Below are 21,703 nucleotides of genomic sequence, written 5' to 3'. Positions count from 1 at the left end.
AGTGACTTCAAAGCCATAGCGCTACAAGTTCAATTGTGGAGAGCACTGAGCGACGAACCAAGTCTCTTGATTGCGTCGTACGGCTTTGCTTTATTTTGCGGATCGACTCCAGGGCGGGAGTTGTAAGGGGTTTATATTCCAGTGTTTTCCGAATTTGTTGCAGTCGTCGGCCATCCGGTCGTTACATTTATCCTTTCACTCGCAAACATTCTTGTGAAGGATGAAGGCGCTCCAGGGGTTGTCGCGCTTCTTTTCGTCTTGGGCCTCGGAATATGTTGGTCACTTTTCGCTCAAAAAGTGCGAAAACAAAGACTGGCCATTGAATGGCTGAGGAAGCAGGTCGCGGACAGTGCTGCTGGGACGAACTTCAGTCAAGACATCGATCGACTGACTTCTGCCATCGATCAAGGGGGAACAAACAAGTATCGCCGCCAACTGGCTGAAACTTGGCGTGAGTACCGAGAAACACTGGTCCCACACGAAGAAGGCGATAAAGTCATTTTAAGGAATGCTGTTCGACCTTCGGCATTCCTTAATCTCGAAGACTTGGGATTTGGCGTTGGCTCTTGGCGTATCGTGCCGGGCTTGTTCGTTTCTCTCGGACTATTCCTAACGTTCCTTGGCCTGATTGCCGCATTACAGACCTTGGGCGCACGAGCCAATATCGACAGTATTGCTATGCAGGAGCTACTGTCGGTGGCTTCAGCAAAGTTCATTATGTCCCTGACAGGGCTTCTTTGCTCAATCGTTTTCACAATCGTTCTGCGTTTGCTATATGCCCGGCTGGAAGGAGCGATCCATAGCCTCTGCAACGAGATAGAGAAGCATCTCTCCTACATCAGCCTAGAAGCATTGGCCGCAGAACAGCTGACGGCTACGCGTGAACAACGCGAACATTTTCGGTTGATCGGGATGGAGCTGGTCGCCGAGATCGGACGACCGCTCCGGGAAGAGCTGCCAGCCGCCATCCAGAATTCGATTGCAGGCGCTATGGCACCGATCGTCGAGAAGGTCGGCAAAATGGGGGCCGAAGGCGTCGGCGACATGGTCTCCGGCTTATCGAACAAACTGACGGACTCTATCGGTCTCGCGCTGTCAGAAGCGAGCCAGAAAATCTCGGACGCAAGCGACCGGCTGGGTACGCTTGCCGATCGCCTCGATCAGAGTTCCGGTCGGATCGGTTCTGAAATGGAAGGGGTGACGGAGCGGGTAGCCCAGGCGGTCGAAGATTTGCGATCTGCCCTGACGAGCACCGCGGAGGTCACAGGCGGCACCTTCAACGAAGGGGCGGAAAAGCTTCTCGCGGTCATGAACCAGACCTTGGAGGGCATTCGGGACAACACTGGGGAAGGCGCACGCGCCATGTCGGCCGCGGCCGAGGATATGCGACAGGCTGCTCAATCCTTCAAACAGGAGATCGAGGCGGCCACCCGTGCAGGAACCGAAACGGCACAGGAGCGCATGAAGGCTGCGAGCCAGCAGGTCACCGACGAGATCGGGAACGCCGGCAAAGGCGTTGCCGATGTCTTCAGCCGGACAAGTGCAGAGATTGCGCGAGTCGCCGAAGACGTCTCCCGCAAGGCAGGCACGGAATTGCTGTCGCCACTGGCCGAAATCGGCAGCCGGCTCGAGGGACTCGTTCAGCAACTGGATCAAGGCACCACGGATATGCGCCGCATGTCGGACGGGGTGAGGGCCGGTGCAGAAGCTTCCGAGAGAGCTGCCGGCACATTCAAGGGGGCAGCCTCCGAGCTTGTCGCGGCCGCCGCGCCTGTGAAAACAATCGTCGATCGTATGGACGGCTCCATCAGGCAACTGACCGACAGCACTCAGCATGCCGCAAGCACCGTCTCTCGCTCGGCAGAAGCAACTGCGGAATCGGCCGCCGCCGCTCTCGCCGCGGCGCAGGAAATTCTTGGTAGCGAGGCAAAGGCTATCGAAAATGCCCTCGGCGGCGTGACTGTGATGCTTGAGCGCCTACGCGGACAAGGCGACCGCCTTGATGAAATGGACGGGAAGCTGGGACAGGCCTTCGATCTCTACACCGACAATGTCGAGAAGGCGGTTCAAGGAATGTTTGGCCATGTCCGAGACCTGCAAGACAAACTAAATCCAGCTCTCGATACAATGAGAGAAATCGTTGAGCAGGCTGAACAATTCGCGCCTCAATCCCGGAGAGCGTAATGCGCGGAGGATTGCGGCCACGACAGAGGGAAGAGGAAGAGGAAAGCGCTTTCGTGTCGATGACGGACATGACAGTCAGCTTTCTCTTCATCGTGATCCTGCTGCTAGCTTATTTTGCAAGTAAATATAACGACCAGAACATGGTACCGCGTGCCGACTATGAAGTCGTCGTTCAGCAGCGAGACGACGCTCACCGCGAAATCATGCGACTTCAGATGCGCATCGAACAGCAACAAACGCAGATTTCGGATTTGGAGAGCGCCATGGTCTCCAAAGATGAAGAAATAGCGAAGCTGAAGCGCGAGCTGGCGCAACTGAAACAGGAACTGGAAAAGCTTCGAAAAGTCGATCCGCTGGAGACTTATCTGGCGCTTTCGGCGGTAGAACGACGCCGCATTCTCGAAACACTGCGGGACCAATTGCGGATCGACTTTCCCGATTTGCAGGTTTTCATCAGCGAAGAGAATGACGCACTCAGGTTTCAAGGCGACGGTCTTTTCGCATCCGGGTCATCCTCCCTACGTTCTGACAGACGGACGATTGTCGAAACGCTGGCGACCCGCCTCTCGCAAATTCTGCCGTGTTACACTGTCGGAAAACGGTCCAACTGGAAGGCAGCCTGTAATCCGGCAAATGCCGTCATTGAAGCTCTCCAGATCGAGGGACATACGGACTCGACCGGTGAGTTCACGCCCAATCTGACGCTTTCGACCGAGCGGGCGAACAACACCTTTGCCACGATCATCGGACGATCACCCGAACTCGTAGAGTTCCTTAATTTTCGTGAACAGCCGGTTCTGTCTGTCGCCGGATACGGGGAAATGCGACCGGTTCGTGATAACGGCACCAAGGAAGGGCGTGACACCAACCGTCGCGTCGATCTCCGCATCATCATGTACACACCGAGCAAGTCGGAGGAAATAGAACGCATACGCAAGGCGCTCAGCTCGGGTACAGTGCCGGGAGATGCAAAAAATTGACCCTTTCGAAGGCTCTCGCCAAGACCCATCAGTTTAATGCTCCGGCGCTGCCCTCTCTGAACTCTTTGAGATCGAGAGCGGAACGCGTCATGACGCGATGGCCTGACGTCGTCTCAAATCCGCCGGAAAAAGATCGCGAGAAACTTGTTCAGCTCGTTCGTGAAAAGCTGGAGCGCAATGACTGGCACGACACGAAGCTATCATTGATTACGAGCGCAGGCAGGGCACTGTTCGATGAGGATCGCCGCGGCCGCCCTGAGCTTGGAGACCTGAGGAATTTCTATTACGAGGAAACGCGAGCTTCCACGCGCTCCGGATTTCTGGCAGGCATGTTTTCCATCTACATGGACAGCTTCGATCCCGGCGCAGAACATACGTGGAAATTGGCTGGAGCTCTGTCAGATTCGAGACCACGCCTCGGATCACGCTGGCGCATGATGCTTGCAGCCGTCCCTGAAATGCTCTCCCCTGACACAGTGGCTGACGCTGTCGCGCGACAGATGATCATGATGGACGATCTCTGGGCTGGACTCCAGGCAATGGGCATCCGAAGCCCCCATGCCCCGGGTCTGATGAATGCGGTTCACCTCGCCTATGTCAAGCAGATCGAAATTCATCTCGACAAGCGCGCTGAGATGGAGCGAATGATTGAATGGTTGAAGCCGGAAGGGCGAGACGCGAAAACCGCGGGCGCTGGCGAAGCAATTTCTGCATTACTGGGACATTGGGTTAGCAGAACACCCCCGGCCGATGAACTTCGATATCTGACAGAAAACATCATTGGCATATATGGCGACCCGCGCGTACAGCGAGGCGGTGTCTGGTCAGCGGTTCCAGAGAACCGAATGGCGGTCATTTTAAGATGGCTGACCGGAGAGAATATACGGTTCTTCCTGGATATCGTCTCAGCCGTCGAAGACAATCACATGTGGGAACCACGGCGAAAATTTTGGCTGGGGCTGCACCATCGGGGCCGCATCGACGCTGCCTGGGTCGCTTTTAGTGTTTCTGCCGAGAGAGAAGCGCGGAGGCGGGGCGGAGGCAAGGGAACGCTCAAATTCGGACTGCAAACTGCCGGCGGAGGACGATCAAATACATCGCTCCTGATATTGAAGATAGGACGAAAGATCGTTGTCGAAGGCTCGCATAGCTACAAGGTTCATATTTTCGACGAGTCATCCAAACGTGCACCTATTCTCTACCAGTCGCGCTATGACTGTGAAGAGATAAGGCTGATCGCCGGCTCGAAGTCGAAATCCCATCTCGGCGACTGGCAGAGCTGGGTTCTGGAGCAGGTATAGACACATGGAATTTGTCCTCTCAACGACCCAAGACATCATTACACTGTCTTCCAAGGATCAAAGGACAAGCCTCCTTCACCGTCTTATGCGAAAGACAAATAGGGCTGATTTGCAAAACCTCAGCCCCGACGAAAGGCCTCTCGCCTACGCCATCGCAGACCTCCGCGCAGCCGCCGACGAATATCGAGAACCGCTGTCAATCGACTCCGATCGCATTATGATGTCCCACCGCCTCGCGGCATCAGTCTCAGGCGAGACCGGTCAGACACTGGGCTTGCCGCCTTTCGTCGATATGCTGCTCAAGACTGATGCTGAAGGCATCGTCGGCTCCTCAGGCTTTCGCCTGCGCTACGAATGGTCGCGCAATGGCCAGCGCCAACTGCCGCATAGAACAGGTGCGATTTTGGAGACGGCCCAAGGCACGCGGCGCTTGCCCCTATGGATGCTCGATGCGATCGAAGTGGCAGATGGCTATCAGGCTGGTAGGAGCGATGGTGCCGATTGGGAGGCACTCGGTCGTTTTCGCAAGGCGCTCGACCCTGGTACCTCGGCGGCAGCTGGCGACGAGGCCTCACGTATTTCCATGACCGACTTCCTGAGTGGCCTTGAAGTGCGCCTCGTCGATCGTTTTTCTATCTCCCCCAAAAGTGAAGCCGATTTCGACGTCGTTCCTTTTTCCGGTGAGACATTGGACGCTAACGGCGTCACCTCCGGCTTCGCTGAGGCCTCGGAATCGATGAGCGAAGTCGAAGGCATCGATCTCCGGAAGTTTCAATCCTTGGTCCGAGGGCGTGGCGCTCTTCCCGCCTACCGGCTTTCACCGGGACGCTATGTCGTCGTGGAACGGTCTGCTTCCTCGACTCTTGCCGTTATGGCGGAAATGCAAAAAGCACCCGAAGAGGAGCGGCGAGCGTTTATCCGCAATCCCTTGCCAAAGGTGTCGGACGCGATCGAGAACGATCTTAGAAGAAGCGGAAAACTGGACGGTCTTTCGCCCGAGGCCGAACAGGAGGCAATCGAAGCCGCCATTAGCCCTGTCCTGGTCGAAACCGCTGAGTTTTCGCAGCGGGTCACCGGCGTCGTGAAATATGAACGGCCGGACCTCGGTGCATTTGCAGAAAGCGGTACAACATGGCTTCCGGAAGAGTTTGCAGGCCGCTTGGCGGAGGAACTCGACAAACAGGATTTCGCTCAGCTCGAAGTCTTGCGTGAACGCGTAGCTGAAGCGATCGAGGCGAAGACACCGACCATCGAATTCAACGACTTGGAGCTTCCGGCTCGCCCGGAGATGCTAAAGCTCATTGATGAGCGCCTTGGAAGCCATGGCGCGGCCGATAGCGAGGAGAGCGAGGGCGAAGCTACGGACGAGAAAACAGGTCCCTTTGTGCTGGAGACTGAGGTCAATTTCGACGATTTGAAATGGCACGCTACGCTGAAGCCGAGAGCGTCTGCCGTTGCGGACACACTGCCACACGCTGTCCGTACACCACTGAAATCTCATCAAAACGACAGCTTTGCTTGGCAGGTCGAGGCTTGGCGCTCGGGCCTGCCGGGTATTCTGAATGCCGACGAACAGGGCCTTGGCAAAACGCTGCAGACCATTTCCTTTCTTGCCTGGCTCAAGACCGCTATCGCTCGCCCCGACGCTGTGAACCGTGGGCCGGTCCTTGTCGTCGCGCCGACTTCGCTCTTGGAGAACTGGGAGCAGGAAGTACAGCGCCACATGCATGAGGAAGGACTCGGGCACCTCGTCCGGCTGTACGGTTCAAGTCTCGGCGGCCGCAAGCTGACAGGCGCACGCGGAATGGACACGGAAACGGGCGAAGCCAAGCTCGACTTCGGCTCTCTGCATGAGGCCGTCGCCGAAGGCAGGGCACATCGTTTCTGGCTGCTGACAACTTACACGACTTTGACTAATTACCAGCACTCGTTCGCCCGTGTTCCTTTCTCGGCCGTCGTCTTCGACGAAATCCAGGCGCTCAAGAACCCGATCAGCCTTCGCGCGGTCGCGGCTCGATCGGTCAACGCCGATTTCAGGATCGGGCTGACCGGAACCCCGATCGAGAACAGCACGGTCGATCTCTGGGCAATCATGGACCAACTGGCCCCGGGATCGCTCGAAAGCCTCAAGGACTTCCGGCAGCGCTATCTGAAGCCTGAGGAAGGTAACATGGCGGAACTCTATGACCGTGTCTTCGAGCGACACGGCGCGATTTCACCGCTTGCCATCCGCCGTCTGAAAGAAACGGTTGCAACCGATCTGCCCGTGAAGGCTCGTCGCATCCATCCCCGCCTGATGCCCGATATCCAGGCGCTTGCCTATGACGATGCACGCCTAAAGCTGGCTCGCGGCGGCATGGGCGCGCAGCTGAAAATGTTACACCATATTCGCAGCGTGTCCGTTCACCCGTCACTTGGTGTCAAGATGAGCGACGATGACTTCACGCGGTCTTCGGGCCGGCTTGATGCGGCAATGGAAATACTACGTCGCGTGAAGGCAAACGGCGAACGCGCCCTTGTGTTCATCGAACATCGGCAGATGCAGTATCGCTTCATCGAGCTCGTTCGAAGCGAACTCGGCCTCGCGCGCGTCGACCTCATCAACGGCGATACCCCGATTCCTCAAAGGCAAGCGATCGTCAATCGTTTTCAGAAACACCTGGCCGACGACCAGGGTTTCGACCTTCTGGTTCTTGGACCGAAGGCTGCAGGAACCGGACTGACGCTGACGGCGGCGACACATGTCATACATCTATCGCGTTGGTGGAACCCGGCTGTAGAGGAGCAATGCAACGACCGCGTCCACCGTATTGGGCAGACGCGGCCGGTGACCGTTCACGTCCCCATGGCTGTGCATGAAGGGTACCGCGAGCACTCCTTTGATTGCCTGTTGCAAAGCCTGATGATGAAAAAGCGCCGTCTTGCAAGTTCTGCCCTATGGCCGATGGGCGACGTTGAAGACGATATCGCCTCCCTTCAAAAGGGAATGGCAGGCGATCCGATGGCGAAACTTTCCGATCCGCTCGGCAATGCCATGGAGGCGATGTTCGCCCGCGATGATCTCGCGCTGCCGGAACGGCAGAGCGACGGCTCCTATGTTCTTCAGTAAACAGAGATATTCATGACGGAATTGTTAGTGCGTAAGGGTTTGGTCATTGACCAGCCTTGGATAAGCATGATCCTTGCGGGCCAGAAAGATTGGGAGATGCGGTCATCTTCCACTTCCCATCGCGGCTGGTTTGGCCTCATTTGGAAGGGCATGGGCAGTATTTATGGCGTCGCCCGTTTGGTGGATGTCGGTTCAAAGCTCGAGCCTGATGCAATGGTAGCGGCGTTTGAGCACCATCAAATCCCTGAAGAGCTGATTCGATCAGGGGGTGTCGCCAAATGGAACACACCATGGAAACTTGCTGAAGTCATACGTCTGCCCAAGCCGGTTCGCTACAGGCACCCGAGTGGCGCGGTCACCTGGGTCAATCTCGATGATAAGGTCACCTCGTCAATAGAAGATCAGCTCCTGGCGCTGCGCGCTGGCCCGCAGGAGTTGGAGGATCGGCCAAATAGCATCGAGGCGAGTTCTGAAATTCCTCGGGTGACGTGGAAAAAAATTGGCGAAACTTTCCTGACGCAGGGAAATTTAGACAATAGCCATATTTACTTGCGGGACTTTTTTGATCGCTTTCCAGTCGATGCTGTCGGCGGTTCGAACAAAGCGCTTCGGTCTACACGTGATATCCAAGTGTCATGGAATGGTGGTCCGATCATCACGACTGATCTGGATGGATCGAAAAAATTTTTCCGCGCACGCTCTTGGATACGCGACTTCTTTGCACATCATGCTGCTGACCCCGGGGACAAGATCGTTGTCGAGGAAGGTCATCCATATGAATATCGAATTTGCTTTGAGAAAGCGCTTTAACTTCAACGCATCATGCAGATCGCCCATCACAAATGCGGAAATTATTTCCGTATCGCACCGAGGATGAAGCCCGAGAAGCTAAGAGCGTTCAGGAATGACTTTGAGATTGTCAGGTCGGAGAACATGCTCGCCATTCCAACAATAGGCGCAGGCTTGGTATGGGTAGTCGAGGCATAACGCATTCGTTGCGTTTATCATGGGTTGTCCGGACATTTTGTAATGGCCGAAAAAGACGGGTTTTTCATGCTGCGGGTAAAAGCGAATCTGGCTGGTGTCAGTGACCTCTAGGCCAGGCAGAGCTTCGGCGTTCGGGACGGACAAAACTGCGGTCGGCCAAGCATGAGGGCCGGCTTGCCACCACTTCAATCGAGCAGACGTTCTTAAACGCCCATTACGATCCGTAAATGAACAACCGGCGGGAAGCTCCAATTCAGGTCCTTTGAGACTTGCCAACACCGCTCCGCAAAGGGTGTGGCGTCATTCTCAAAAGCAAGCTCTTGCAGATCATGCGATCTCAATCGCCCATCAGCATTGCGCTCGCGGATAATTTCGATTTGAGTAGTATCCCAATACGCATGCACCAGCCGTATCGGCCCAAGATCGAGAAATACCGGCAGCGACTGAAACCACTCAAGAGCTTCTAAGGTGTGCTTATTACCGACCGGAAACTCCCGCAGGAAGCTTTCATGCTGGCGAACATTATTCACACTGTGCGCCCGCATGAAGCCGCTTTGATCGCGTTCCGCATTATCACCCTTGCCGTGAAAAAGAAGGGCGTTCAGCTCGTGATTTCCCAGAATGGCAATGGCATTTCCTGACGCCTCCATTGCCGACGGTCTCAATGACCAACCCGTTCTGATCGCCGCCATCGATGAAATCTCCGAGAAATGCGGCTATGCGTCCCTTTGGATGAAGCCACCCTGTCTCACCTCTTCGATAACCAAGATGTATGAGGGTACGGGTGAGCCGATCGATATCGCCGTGAATATCGGGGATGACGTCGATTTCGGAATGGGAAAATGACAAAAGCAATCCGATCTTAAATGCATGCTATGTAATTTCTGGAGAGGAGACTTGGTTAGCTTTCCGGCTTGATAACATCCGTGACTTCAACGATTCGATAGAGCGCAGGTCGACCGCCTGTGGACCTTACCTCCACGGTAACTTGGAACACGCATTCGAACGGGTTTTCATGCATGTCGAGAACCGACTTCTTACCCGCTTCGTTGGAAAACTGCAGCTTTACCGGTTTTGGCGATATCGCTTCGATAATCCCCCGGTCGCCAGACTTCGCCGCTGTATCGTTTTTTACCTGCTCAAGAACCATGAGTTGATCGGGTAAAATGATTGACACCGGCAATTGCGGTCCGAGTAAACGGGCAACTCCGTTCTGTATGGCGTTCGCCTCCATGCCAGAGACATGGAAATGCTGATGAACGTTCACGACGCCTCCGTCCATGACATTCATATTTAGCTGGGAGCCGAAATCCTTTGCGACAGGCTCAACGAACTGCGCCATTTGCTTGGCCTGCTTCTGCGTCGGCTCGAGAGCTGTCTTCGATTGCCCGAGAAGATGAGCGACGAGATCGTTCATGTTTGCCACAAAACCAGCAAATACGTCGGCGTGCTTGATGATCCATTGAGCTTGTTCAGCGACAGCGATCAAATCAGCAATGACGCTGCCGGCCTTGATCTCTTTCACATAGAGCCGAAGATTGTCGGGATGCGGGTCCCCTGACTTGTTGGCGAAATCTTTGAACGACTCCGCCAACGCTGTAAAACTTAATGTAAGATCGACCAGCTCAATTGGCTTGGTATTCTTGAACTCAACACGAAGTATTGTTTCATCTGGTTCCATGGCTTCCCCACCCATTTGATCCAGAACAAATCGAACTTATATAATTTTGCCAACCAAAAATTCGTGCGGTCAAATCAAACGGACAGGTCGTATTCTTCGCGACATCTAAGTTTTGGGGGCAGTGCCTTTTTTCGGCTGCGGTTTCCGCCCCTTTGTCCGCTTGGCAGCCGCCAGCTTGTCGAAATCCAGCTCCATGAACATCGAAAAATCGATGTCTGGCTTGAAAGGCAGCGTCGCAAGCTGCCGCGCCTTCGTTTCGGTTAGCGTCCGAAAACCGTACATGTCGTGCTCATCGTCGCCGATCGCATGGCCGACCTGCATCTTTCGGTCGCGTTTCTCGATCTTCTGATCGCCGGTCTCCGCGATGTAAGCCCCTCTTAAAGAGTGGAATACCTCGCCTCGTGCCTCCTTGATCCCCGCAGCCATGTAGAGGCGTCCCATATAAGACGAAGCACTTCTGCTCGGATCGGCAAGCCTCATAAGCTCTGGGAACAGAAACTTGTCTCCCTGATTCCTGGCCCACTCGACGAAGCCGATTTCCACCAGAAAATCGTGAAGGACAAAGAAGCTCATGCTGGCTTCGTTCTTGATCGGCACACGCTTCCATACGCTACCATGAAGAACGATACCCGACGTCTGCGCGACCCACACCCCTTTGTACTTCTCGCGGATGTCACTGCCCTTCAGGTATACGAGCAGGCCCAGTCGGCGTCCCGTCAGCAGGGCAAGCAGCGGCAGCATGACATTGTCGAGCAAGCCGGAGTGAACGCCGGTTTCGAACAGCTTCTGAATCTTGGTACTGCCAAGCGGCTCCGAGTGGATGGGAGCACGGGCGGTATCGGGATAGTCCAGCCTTGCCCCGGTAATCGGCTTATAGTCGTACTTCTTTTGACCCGAATTGAGGGCCGATTTAACGACCGCAAGGTAGCCTTCCTCAAGCGTTTTTCTGGCGAGAGGTTTGTATTTCAGGTCACGGTTGGAATCGATGATCTCGCGTGCCGTGAGGTCGGCCGGTCTGTCTTTCGCATTGCTTGGCCAGAATTTCAGGAGCTCGATGAAGGCCTGCAGGTCTGTCGCGGTATAGGTATCGATCGGATGATCACCGATCAGTTCGACGAACAGATTGAGGCGGCTTTCGGCAGTCTGGATGTCGTTGTTCTTGCCGGACTTCGAGGAATTCCGTGCCGCAAGGTATTCGGACGCGACCTGGCTAAAAAGGACCTTTGTCGATTTCGGCCTCTCGGCGGTTCGCCGATCCAGCATGAACATGGGCACCACATCCTTGCTGATGAGGCGCTTCTTTTTATCACCTTGCTCAGCAACGATGACTGGCTGTTCGACCGCGAGGTCAGGCTGCGGCGGAACGGAAACCGGCGTCAGCTGTGTTGAGGTATAAAGCTGTTCGGGAACAGGCGTCGACGTTACTGCCTTATCATACTTCGCGATATGGCTGGCAACGAGCATCTCGGCATTGTCGGCGATCATCTCGTCGTGGGGCTGTCCGGCCTGCTTGGCAGAGACCTGCTGGCCGATCCGGACAAGGCCGCGCATCAGCTCCAGGCCTCGCGCTTCCTCCGGCGTCGGAGCGCGTGCGGGCTTGTCGAAATCGAACAGGCCACCCTTGAGGATCAGGGTAGCGAATTCGAAGGGCCAGTCGTCGGCAAGTGTATCCTCGTCGACAAGGCTGTTCCACATGTCCGCAAGGTCAAATCCTTTCTGACCAGCCATCCTTTTCTCGATCTCCCTGAATACGCTACGCGCCAACGCGGCAAGCGCGTCGGCCATTTCCCTCGCTTTCTGATGCGGAACCGCACCGAGGCTGATGCGGACGGGTCGAGAGCCCGCGCCGCCACCGATGCGCTTCGGCAATCTGATCTGGAAGAGATAGGTGCCGCCGCTCCTCACCAGATAGAGCCCGGACGATCGCTTTTTAAGCTTGCGATTCCGTTTCTTCGCGGAAATCATTTCCGCGTCGGGCGCTACATCGGACTGTACATGGAGCGATACAATGCGCGATACATTCATGACTGAAAGTCCCTTGTTGAGGGCTGACGGTCAGAAATTCACGAATGAACCCAGAGGCTTGCAGCTAATTGGGGAAGAGTGACCCATGTGATGGCGGAGAGGGTGGGATTTGAACCCACGATACCCTTGCAGGTATGCCGCATTTCGAGTGCGGTGCGTTCGACCACTCTGCCACCTCTCCGGATGAACTGGTCTGCGCTGTTGAGCGCGTCGGGTTCATAGCGGCAGTTTTGCCGTGTGACAAGGGGCTGGCAATGGGAATTTGGTGGCAACCATGATCTTCGATCTTGACAGTTGTGTGGACTTGCCGTAATTCGCGCCACTGAAGTGGTGTGGCTTGTCCTCACCGCGCCGGGTATATTTTGTGCCCGTTCACCGGTGGATACGGAAAGCGACAGCGCTCGCACCGGTCTGCTCAAGTCCGACTGAAGAAAAAGACGGCCCCGCTTTGGCGGAGAGCCGGAACGAACATGAAAGGATATAAAATGTTCGCAGTCATCAAGACCGGCGGTAAACAGTACCGCGTGGCAGCCAACGACGTTCTGACGATTGAAAAATTGGAAGGCGCCGCAGGCGACAAGATTGAATTCACCGAGATCCTGATGGTCGGCGTTGGCGCCGATGCAACCATCGGCGCTCCGTTTGTCGAAGGTGCCGTTGTCAGCGCCGAAGTTGTGGAACATGGTCGCGCCAAGAAGGTCATCGCCTTCAAGAAGCGTCGCCGCCAGAACTCGAAGCGCACCCGCGGCCACCGCCAGCACAACACGACTGTCCGCATCTTGGACATCGCTGCTGTTGCCGGCGCGAAGGCGAAGAAGGCTTCCAAGAAGTCCGACGACGCTGCCGCTGAAGCCGCAAACTGAGAAAACGGATCCAAGGTTTAAAGGAGAACATCCATGGCACATAAAAAAGCTGGCGGTTCCTCGCGCAACGGTCGCGATTCGCAGTCCAAGCGCCTCGGCGTGAAGAAGTTCGGTGGCGAAGTCGTCATTCCGGGCAACATTATCCTGCGTCAGCGCGGAACCCAGTGGCATCCGGGCGCCAATGTCGGCCTCGGCAAGGACCACACCATTTTTGCGCTTACGGCCGGTAACGTGAACTACCGTACGAAGGCCAATGGCCGCGTGTACGTGTCTGTGATGCCGAAAGCCGAAGCAGCGGAATAAGCCGGTAGCGCTCTAAAACAGCCGGCGTCTCATCGACCCGGCTGACGCTGACCGTTCAGGCCAAGATCAAAAGGGGAGATGGGGCGATACCCAATCTCCCCTTTTTCACGTCTTGGAGGACGGACCATGCAAACCGAATTGTTGAGGGAAGACTAATCCCGGTCTTCCATATCGACCTCGCCGGAGGAACGGCTGAGGCCGGAACGGTCAAGGACCGATTGCCCGATATTGTTATCGCCCAGGCTCGTTTTGCGGGCTCCCCACGAAGACGATATCGACGCCCTTGCCCATCTTGCCAACAATGCCAATATCGCCACCATGGTTTCGCGCATGCCGCACCCGTACACGGTGGCCGATGCTGCGGATTTCGTACGCCGTACGAAGACGGGCGCGATTGGCAAGTGCGTCTATGCGATAACCAAAGCGGATAATGGCGCATTCCTCGGCTGCTGTGGTATCGAACCGCATCCCGATGGCAAGACGGCGGAACTCGGCTATTGGCTGGGCGAGCCGCACTGGAACAAGGGTTATGCCACCGAAGCGGCGCAAGCCCTGACGGACATGGCCTTCCGCACGCGCGATATCGACCAGATCGATGCCCGTTGCCGGGTCATGAACATCGCGTCGCGGCGGGTCATCCAGAAATGTGGCTTCCAGTTCCAGGGCTCCGGCATGGTGGGGAGCCTCGCCCTCGGCGGCATGATGTCGGTCGAATGGTATAGGCTCGACCGCAAGACCTGGATGTCGTTGCGCAGCTGGGGAGGCCTCAGATGACCGCGCTTTTGCAGGAACGTCCAAGCCTTGCGCTTCGCCCCGGTCCAGGTCCCTGCCCGGTCATCAATACCGAACGGCTGATTTTGCGCCCGCACCGGTTGTCCGATGCGGATGCGATTGCGCAGTCGCTCGGTGACTATCAAGTGTCACGCATGCTGGCGCGGGTGTCGGCGCCCTATCACCGGCAGGACGCGCTCGACTGGCTTGTCCGCCAGAGATCGGGGCTCGTTGCCGGCTGGATCATGGCGATCACCGCAAACGACGATGGCCATATCGGCTGCGTCGGCATCGAACTGCGGCATGGGCAATGGCACCTGGGCTATTGGCTCAATCGCCAGCATTGGGGACGCGGTTATGCAAGCGAGGCGGTCCATGCAGCCGTCGAGCCGTTTTTCCGGCGCATGCCCGGCACCGTGCTGCATTCCGGGGTTTTTGCCGACAATGCGGGCTCGCTGAGGCTGCAGGAGAAGCTCGGTTTCGAGATCACCGGCTGCTCGCAAATCTATGCGATGGCGCGCAACGGCATGGTAAGCCATATCGAGACGCGCCTCACCGCAGAAAAGCTGCGCAGGCCATGAGAATGGACGATCCGCGGTGCGATTGCCGCGGATCTTCGCCACCGGGAAGTGCATGCGTGAAGGTAGCCGATGCCAAAGCGCTGCCGCAGCTTCCGATCACGATAATCTTTGACCTGCAAGGCCCGCGCCTATATCGATGGCGGCATATAGGCCAAGTGATACACGAACAGATGGCAGCGCGATGAAATTTCTCGATGAAGCAAAAGTCTACATCCGCTCCGGCGACGGCGGCGCTGGTGCAGTGTCTTTCCGGCGCGAAAAATTCATCGAATTCGGCGGTCCGGACGGCGGCGATGGCGGGCGCGGCGGCGATGTCTGGATCGAGGCCGTCAACGGCCTGAACACGCTGATCGACTTCCGCTTCCAGCAACATTTCAAAGCCGGCACCGGCACCCATGGCATGGGCCGGAACCGCACCGGGGCGGGCGGTGCCGATGTGACGCTGAAGGTTCCCGTAGGCACACAGATTTTCGAGGAAGACAGCGAAACGCTGATCGTCGACATGATCACCGAAGGACAGCGCTTCCGGCTGGCCGCTGGCGGCAATGGCGGTTTTGGCAACGCGCATTTCAAATCCTCGACCAATCAGGCCCCGAGCTGGGCCAATCCCGGCCTCGAGGGTGACGAAAAAACCATCTGGCTGCGGCTGAAACTGATCGCCGATGCCGGCCTCGTGGGCTTGCCGAATGCCGGAAAATCGACCTTCCTTGCCACCTGCACGCGCGCACGCCCGAAAATTGCCAACTATCCCTTCACGACGCTGCATCCGAACCTTGGCGTCGCGACGATCGACGGCCGGGAGTTCATCCTTGCCGATATTCCCGGCCTCATCGAAGGCGCGCATGACGGCGTCGGGCTCGGCGACCGGTTTCTCGGCCATGTCGAGCGCACCCGCGTGCTCCTGCATCTGGTCTCCGCCCAGGAAGAGGACGTGGCCAAGGCCTATAAAACGGTCAAGCACGAGCTCGAAGCCTATGGCGGCGAACTGATCGACAAGCCGGAAATCGTTGCGCTGTCGCAGATCGACGTTCTCGATCCGGCCGAACTGAAAAAGAAGCAGAAGGCGCTGGCAAAGGCCAGCGGCCAGACGCCATTGCTGCTGTCAGCCATCGTTGGCACCGGAATGACGGAGACGCTTCGGGGCTTGCGCGATATCATCGTTGCCGCACAAACCTATACCGGTGAAGAAGACTGACATGGCCGCCACCCGCAAACCGCTGGAAAAATACCGCCGGATTGTGATCAAGATCGGCTCGGCCTTGCTCGTCGATCGGAAGGCCGGCTTGAGAAAGTCCTGGCTGGATGCCATGTGCGCGGATATTGCAGGCCTGAGGGCCAAAGGCGTTGACGTGCTTGTGGTGTCTTCCGGCGCCATTGCGCTGGGGCGCTCGGTGCTGGATCTTGCATCGGGGGCACTGAAACTGGAGGAAAGCCAGGCGGCGGCGGCGGTCGGGCAGATCGCTCTTGCCCGCGCCTGGTCCGAAAGCCTGTCCCGCGATGACATCGTCGCCGGCCAGATTCTGCTGACGCTGGGCGACACCGAAGAGCGCCGCCGCTATCTCAATGCCCGTGCGACGATCAGCCAGCTTCTCAAAATGCGGGCGGTGCCGATCATCAACGAGAACGACACGGTGGCCACGACCGAAATCCGCTATGGCGACAACGACCGGCTGGCCGCCCGCGTCGCGACGATGACGGGTGCCGACCTTCTTGTGCTGCTGTCCGATATAGACGGGCTCTATACGGCGCCACCACATCTTGATCCGGATGCCCGGTTTCTCGAAACGATCGTGGAAATCACCCCGGAAATCGAAGCCATGGCGGGAGGTGCCGCCTCGGAATTGTCGCGTGGCGGGATGCGCACGAAGATCGATGCGGGCAAGATCGCCACCGGGGCGGGTTGTGCGATGATCATCGCTTCCGGCAAGGTCGATCATCCGCTGTCGGCCATCGCCGCAGGGGCTCGCTCTTCCTGGTTCGCGCCCTCGGCCTCGCCCGTTACGGCACGCAAGACCTGGATCGCCGGGCAGTTGCTGCCATCAGGCAGCCTTGCTGTGGATGCCGGTGCGGAGACAGCGTTGCAATCCGGCAAGAGCCTGCTTCCGGCAGGTGTCCGGCAGGTCACCGGCGGCTTCAGCCGGGGCGACACGATCGCCATCATCGGTACGGACGGACGCGAGATCGCTCGTGGCCTTGCCGGCTACGATGCGGACGAGGCGCGCCAGATCGCAGGCCGGAAATCGGGCGAGATTGCCACCATCCTCGGCTATGCCGGCCGGGCTGCGATGGTGCACAGGGATGACATGGTCATGACTGCGGCAAGGCGCGAAACGGATATGGTGAAGAGGGACGCCCATGCTTGACGACATCAGGAAAAAAGAAATCCAGGAATTGATGTCCGGGATCGGCCGACAGGCCCTTGCCGCCAGCCGGCCATTGGCGACGGCGTCGGCCGAGCGGAAGCATGCAGCACTCGTCGGCATGGCAAACCATATCGCGGCGCGCAAGGAAGCCATCCTTTCGGCGAATGCGCTCGATCTCGAAAATGCCCGCGAAACCGGTGTCGCTGCCTCCTTCATCGATCGTCTGAGCCTGTCGGAATCCCGAATTCTCGATATGGCCAATGCCATTCGGGCAATCGCCGACCTGCCGGATCCGGTTGGCGATATCATCGCCGAATGGGACCGTCCGAACGGTTTGCACATCGAGCGGGTTCGCACGCCGCTCGGCGTCATCGGCGTCATCTATGAAAGTCGCCCCAATGTGACGGCCGATGCCGGAGCGCTTTGCCTCAAGGCGGGAAATGCGGTTATCCTGCGCGGCGGATCCGACAGCCTGCATTCGTCGCAGGCTATCCATGCCTGCCTCGTCATGGGTCTCAAGGATGCCGGCCTTCCGGAACATGCGATCCAGATGGTTCCCGTGGCCGATCGTTCCGCTGTCGGTGCGATGCTGACCGGGCTCGGCGGCGCGATCGACGTCATCGTGCCGCGCGGTGGAAAAAGCCTGGTTGCCCGCGTCCAGAACGAAGCGCGTGTCCCGGTCTTTGCCCATCTCGAGGGGCTTTGCCATGTCTATGTCGATGCCTCGGCCAATCTCGACATGGCAAAGCGGATCGTTGTGAACGCCAAGATGCGGCGCACCGGCATTTGCGGTTCAGCGGAAACGCTGCTGATCGACAGGAATGCCAAGGACGTGTTCGTCGCGCCGCTGATCGCTGCCTTGCGCGATGCCCGCTGCGAAGTCCGCGCCAGCGCAGAGATCCAGGCCATCGTGCCGGGCCTGATCGCCGCGACCGAGGAAGACTGGGCGACGGAATATCTCGACGCGATCATTTCGGCGACGCTGGTCGATGGAATCTCCGGCGCGATCAGCCATATCGCCGAATGGTCCTCGTCTCATACGGAAGCGGTCATTGCCGAAGATCCGGCGGTCGCCGAGCGTTTCTTCGCTGAGGTCGATTCCGCAATTCTCCTGCACAATGCCTCGACGCAATTTGCAGACGGAGGAGAATTCGGCATGGGCGGCGAGATCGGAATTGCCACGGGAAAGATGCATGCGCGCGGTCCCGTCGGCGTCGAGCAGTTGACCTCGTTCAAATACCGGGTGCGCGGCACGGGTCAGGTACGGCCGTAAGTGCTTGGCGACAGGGTCGATCCGGAATATCTCAGAATGCCGCATGTCGAGAGCGGCATGACGGTCGGTCTGTTCGGCGGGTCGTTCAACCCGCCGCATGACGGCCATGTTCTGGTGGCCGATATCGCCCTGCGCCGTCTCGGACTGCAACAACTCTGGTGGATGGTGACGCCGGGCAATCCCTTGAAAAGCCGCAGGCAGCTGGCGCCGCTTTCGGAAAGGATTCGGTTGAGCGAAGCGATCGCAGGCGATCCTCGCATTAAGGTAACCGCGTTCGAACGGAGGCTCGGCCAGAGCTACACGGCACGAACACTCGACAGAATCCGCGAGCTGAACCGGGGTATTCGGTTCGTCTGGATTATGGGCGCCGATAATCTTGAGAATTTCCACCTGTGGCAGGACTGGCAGAAGATCGCCCGCACCTTCCCGATCGCCGTCATCGACCGGCCCGGTGCAACCTTGTCCTATCTATCGTCGAAAATGGCGAAGACTTTCGATTATGCGCGTGTCGATGAGGCGCATGCCGCTGGCCTTGCCTGGCGCAAGGCTCCCGCCTGGACCTTCATTCACGGCCCCCGCTCGCCGTTGAGTTCAACCGCGCTGCGGGCTGATCCTGACCTGTGACCGGCATGATTTCATCAATCGGCCTCTTGAAACATTAACCCATTGATGCCTACATTTGGTGTAGCGGCTCGGTTACGTTTCGAGTCGTGGTGCCTGTTCTGTTTACCTGGAAAGGAAAACCCCTGACAACAGTACACGCGAAGGGAAATGTGACACGCATTTTCCCGCAAAGCCCGGATCGTAGCGACGAAGCCGCTACCCGTGCTCTTAACCTGGTTCTCGGCAGTCTCGAGGACTCCAAGGCAGAAGATATCGTCACCATCGACATTGCCGGAAAATCGGCGCTGGGAGACTATATGGTCGTCGTCTCCGGGCGCTCCAGCAGGCATGTGATGGCGATCGCCGATCATCTGGTGACCGACCTGAAGGACGAGGGCCATGGCAACGCCCGCGTCGAAGGACTGGAAACCGGCGACTGGGTATTGATCGACAGCGGCGACATCATCATCCACGTCTTCCGCCCCGAAATCCGCGAGTTCTACAACATCGAAAAGATGTGGGCTGCGCCGGATATGGAAGACAGCACGCGGCACTGACATCCGGCAAGCCACGACGGCTGACACGTCGCGGTAGGCTTGTAGCATGTGCCCGCGCGGCGGGAAGAATTAAGACGTCCGTGTCCCCGGGATGGGTACGGTGAGTCACGAGCGAGCGGCGGACGCTGTTCGTTTTTGACGGCTGGAGTTCGCCGAGTTTTCTGGCCGTAAACCGGGAGAGAACCGGGAATGTAACGTCGGCCCGCCCACATTAGTCCAAGCACTATGGTGGCCTGCATCCTGGGGCAAGTGCCGCTTACGATTTTGTGCGTCAAGACTTACGAACTACGCCTAGTCGAGCCAGCACCTCCTTTGGAATGCCATATCTCTCGACGGCATCGCGGTTCGAGCGCAGGCCGCAGATTTCCCTCTGAATGAAGAAGGCCCATACCTCGTCGGCGGCGGCATTCAGCAGTGCCTCCCGCCGGTCCGGCGACGTGGCACTGTCGGCAAGCGCACTCAGCGCCGCTATGGCCTTTTCCACTTTCAAGCCGTGCCGGCCAAGCGCGTCGGCGCGCTCGGACATCATCTCGTATTCCAGAAGGTTGAGGCTGCTCTCCCTGGAAAAAGAATGCGACAGGGATTGCGGCGGGCGAACCGTCATCTCGACACTCCAATTCAAGTCTCAACTCAATGCGCTGAAAAGATGGGGCACGGTACCGCAAGCCGCAAGGCCTTCACGCCCGGGCGCGAATTTCCTCGAAATTCCAGTCCTTCAGAAGCGCGCCATCGCGCCAGACCGGCTGGAGATGATTATAACGGGCCTTCAGCTCATCCAGCCGGACAGCCTCCAGTCCACTTGGCCCCTCTACCACGGCCTGGCGACCGGCTTTCGACGCCTTGACGTTCATCGTAGCGGGACGTTTGAACACGTCATGCCAATGGCCTTGATCGTCCTGCCGCGCATTTGTCTTCATGGCAAAGGAATAGGTATCCCGGTTTACCTTCTGCAGAAGGCTGCTTCCCATGCCGAAGCGGATATTTTCGGCAGAAAAGCCGAACGCTTCCAGCCGGCCGAGAATCTGGCTGACATCGGCATTGGAAACACCGTCTCCCTGCAAAACGCGCACGGATTTGTCCAGAACCTTGTACCCCTTGCCGTTCAAGGTCGAGCCGAAGCGGTAGTCGAGCTGCTTGATGACATGCACCGGCGTTTCGATCGGGTCGCCGCTATCGGGCCGGATGAAGAGCCGTCCGCCGGAGGCTCTCACCTCGTCGCGCAATGTCCTGCCCCATACATCCGAAACGGCATGGTCGATGTCGAAACTATCGGAAACGACCGCGAAATCGCCGCTGCCGGCAAAACGCTCTATCATGTTCCGATAGGCATCGACCTCCCGATCGACGCCCCATGCCGTCATGGCCGAGTGTTCCGAAGCGGGCATGGAGATCCCGGCCATGGAAGCGCCGTAGCAACGCCGCGCATTCAGCACGCCGGCCATGGTATCCGTGGCGCGGAAATGGATCAGGTGCGCGGCACCGCCAAGGCCTGCCTGTTCCAGCGCACCAACGCCGCGGGCACCGAAATCGTGCAGCATGAGAGGCAGGACAGCGGCAGGGTCGTCGCAGGTCTTTTCGAGCATCGGCTGAAGGATGCGTTTGACCTTCCGGACATTGCTGGCCACGGAAGAGGGATACCAGACAGCCCGCAAAAGCGCCGTCTCGATATGGGATACGAGCCAGAACGCAGCCGGATCGGTATTCACGACCTGCACCATGGGCACGCCGCGCCGGACCAGGCTACCCTCGGCAAGCGCTTCGATCGCCAGAGGAAGATAGCCTCCGTGCCGATCGACGATATGCATCCAGCCTTCGCGATTGAACGGCTGGCCATGCGCATGCACGATTGCCTCTGCCTCTTCGACATCGGCGCGCGATACGGGCCTGCCGAGATAATCCTTCAGGAACATCTGGAGCCCGAAAAACTGGACGTCGGGCTGCTCATATTGACCACGGCTCTCGATATAGGCCGAGATTGCGGAGGTTCCGGGCGGATATTGCAGGAAGTGGCTGAACTTGTAGCTGTCCGTATTGAGAATGAGATTGGACATGATCTTCGCCTATTCTCTGCAGCAGCCTGCGGCAGCATTCTGCCTTCGCCAGCTGTACGCGAGCGCCGAAA

The 21,703-nt window shown here is 57.7% G+C and carries 18 protein-coding genes, 1 tRNA gene and 1 pseudogene; 14 read left to right on the top strand and 6 right to left on the bottom strand.

The window, feature by feature from the left end:
* The first annotated feature begins 141 nt into the window (after positions 1-141).
* The 5 genes from zorA to PY308_RS01895 all read left to right on the top strand — a co-directional run bounded on the left by zorA (position 142) and on the right by PY308_RS01895 (position 8,384).
* A complete protein-coding gene (zorA, locus tag PY308_RS01915) occupies positions 142-2,184 on the top strand; it encodes an anti-phage ZorAB system protein ZorA (RefSeq protein WP_275787448.1) in 2,043 nt (680 codons plus the stop codon).
* On the top strand, positions 2,184-3,164 hold the full coding sequence (locus PY308_RS01910; protein WP_275787446.1) for an OmpA/MotB family protein: 981 nt from the start codon (positions 2,184-2,186) through the stop codon (positions 3,162-3,164). The genes zorA and PY308_RS01910 overlap by 1 nt, the downstream gene beginning before the upstream one ends.
* Positions 3,161-4,465, top strand: coding sequence for an EH signature domain-containing protein (locus PY308_RS01905; protein WP_275787444.1), 1,305 nt, complete (start codon positions 3,161-3,163; stop codon positions 4,463-4,465). Before PY308_RS01910 ends, PY308_RS01905 begins: the two co-directional genes overlap by 4 nt.
* A 217-nt stretch (positions 4,466-4,682) precedes the next feature.
* On the top strand, positions 4,683-7,574 hold the full coding sequence (locus PY308_RS01900) for a DEAD/DEAH box helicase (protein ID WP_275787442.1): 2,892 nt from the start codon (positions 4,683-4,685) through the stop codon (positions 7,572-7,574).
* Positions 7,575-7,586: 12 nt separating this feature from the next.
* Positions 7,587-8,384 (top strand): ASCH domain-containing protein, encoded by a 798-nt coding sequence (locus PY308_RS01895; RefSeq protein ID WP_275787439.1) that lies wholly within the window; start codon positions 7,587-7,589, stop codon positions 8,382-8,384.
* 380 nt (positions 8,385-8,764) lie between these two features.
* Here the strand turns inward: PY308_RS01895 and PY308_RS01890 are convergent, their stop codons facing one another.
* From PY308_RS01890 to PY308_RS01875, 4 genes are all read right to left on the bottom strand, one after another.
* Positions 8,765-9,253: a metallophosphoesterase family protein gene (locus tag PY308_RS01890; protein WP_275787436.1), complete on the bottom strand. Its 489-nt coding sequence runs from the start codon at positions 9,251-9,253 to the stop codon at positions 8,765-8,767.
* Between the two features lie 209 nt (positions 9,254-9,462).
* Entirely contained in the window at positions 9,463-10,242 is a 780-nt protein-coding gene (locus PY308_RS01885; RefSeq protein ID WP_275787433.1) for a hypothetical protein, read from the bottom strand.
* A gap of 105 nt (positions 10,243-10,347) precedes the next feature.
* Positions 10,348-12,267: a site-specific integrase gene (locus PY308_RS01880; RefSeq protein ID WP_275787431.1), complete on the bottom strand. Its 1,920-nt coding sequence runs from the start codon at positions 12,265-12,267 to the stop codon at positions 10,348-10,350.
* 91 nt (positions 12,268-12,358) lie between these two features.
* Positions 12,359-12,448 (bottom strand) — tRNA-Ser (locus PY308_RS01875).
* 304 nt (positions 12,449-12,752) lie between these two features.
* Between PY308_RS01875 and rplU the strand changes: the two are divergent.
* The 9 genes and pseudogenes from rplU to rsfS form a co-directional block, all read left to right on the top strand.
* Positions 12,753-13,061: pseudogene (gene rplU / locus PY308_RS01870) on the top strand (50S ribosomal protein L21); the annotation flags it as partial.
* Between the two features lie 102 nt (positions 13,062-13,163).
* Complete coding sequence (gene rpmA, locus PY308_RS01865) at positions 13,164-13,433, top strand: 50S ribosomal protein L27 (RefSeq protein ID WP_037096930.1); 270 nt, start codon at positions 13,164-13,166, stop codon at positions 13,431-13,433.
* Positions 13,434-13,601: 168 nt separating this feature from the next.
* A complete protein-coding gene (locus PY308_RS01860; protein WP_275790980.1) occupies positions 13,602-14,207 on the top strand; it encodes a GNAT family N-acetyltransferase in 606 nt (201 codons plus the stop codon).
* Entirely contained in the window at positions 14,204-14,785 is a 582-nt protein-coding gene (locus PY308_RS01855; protein WP_275787420.1) for a GNAT family N-acetyltransferase, read from the top strand. Before PY308_RS01860 ends, PY308_RS01855 begins: the two co-directional genes overlap by 4 nt.
* A 181-nt stretch (positions 14,786-14,966) precedes the next feature.
* On the top strand, positions 14,967-15,980 hold the full coding sequence (obgE, locus tag PY308_RS01850; protein WP_275787417.1) for a GTPase ObgE: 1,014 nt from the start codon (positions 14,967-14,969) through the stop codon (positions 15,978-15,980).
* A gap of 1 nt (position 15,981) precedes the next feature.
* The gene (gene proB, locus PY308_RS01845; protein ID WP_275787416.1) at positions 15,982-17,148 is read left to right on the top strand and encodes a glutamate 5-kinase; all 1,167 of its coding nucleotides are present in this window, start codon (positions 15,982-15,984) and stop codon (positions 17,146-17,148) included.
* Positions 17,141-18,421 carry a glutamate-5-semialdehyde dehydrogenase gene (locus tag PY308_RS01840; RefSeq protein ID WP_275787413.1) on the top strand — a complete coding sequence of 427 codons (1,281 nt, stop codon included), beginning with the start codon at positions 17,141-17,143 and terminating at the stop codon, positions 18,419-18,421. The genes proB and PY308_RS01840 overlap by 8 nt, the downstream gene beginning before the upstream one ends.
* Positions 18,422-18,457: 36 nt before the next feature.
* On the top strand, positions 18,458-19,045 hold the full coding sequence (locus tag PY308_RS01835) for a nicotinate-nucleotide adenylyltransferase (protein WP_275790979.1): 588 nt from the start codon (positions 18,458-18,460) through the stop codon (positions 19,043-19,045).
* A gap of 89 nt (positions 19,046-19,134) precedes the next feature.
* Complete coding sequence (gene rsfS / locus PY308_RS01830; RefSeq protein ID WP_275787409.1) at positions 19,135-19,581, top strand: ribosome silencing factor; 447 nt, start codon at positions 19,135-19,137, stop codon at positions 19,579-19,581.
* Between the two features lie 271 nt (positions 19,582-19,852).
* Here rsfS and PY308_RS01825 read toward each other — a convergent pair whose 3' ends face one another.
* Both PY308_RS01825 and PY308_RS01820 read right to left on the bottom strand, forming a co-directional pair.
* Positions 19,853-20,185 (bottom strand): DUF6665 family protein, encoded by a 333-nt coding sequence (locus PY308_RS01825; protein ID WP_275787406.1) that lies wholly within the window; start codon positions 20,183-20,185, stop codon positions 19,853-19,855.
* A gap of 73 nt (positions 20,186-20,258) precedes the next feature.
* Positions 20,259-21,632 carry a nicotinate phosphoribosyltransferase gene (locus PY308_RS01820; protein WP_275787405.1) on the bottom strand — a complete coding sequence of 458 codons (1,374 nt, stop codon included), beginning with the start codon at positions 21,630-21,632 and terminating at the stop codon, positions 20,259-20,261.
* Positions 21,633-21,703 lie beyond the last annotated feature (71 nt).

It is taken from the genome of Pararhizobium gei (assembly GCF_029223885.1).
GTDB lineage: Bacteria > Pseudomonadota > Alphaproteobacteria > Rhizobiales > Rhizobiaceae > Pararhizobium > Pararhizobium gei.
This window is presented reverse-complemented; position numbering and strand designations above follow the sequence as displayed.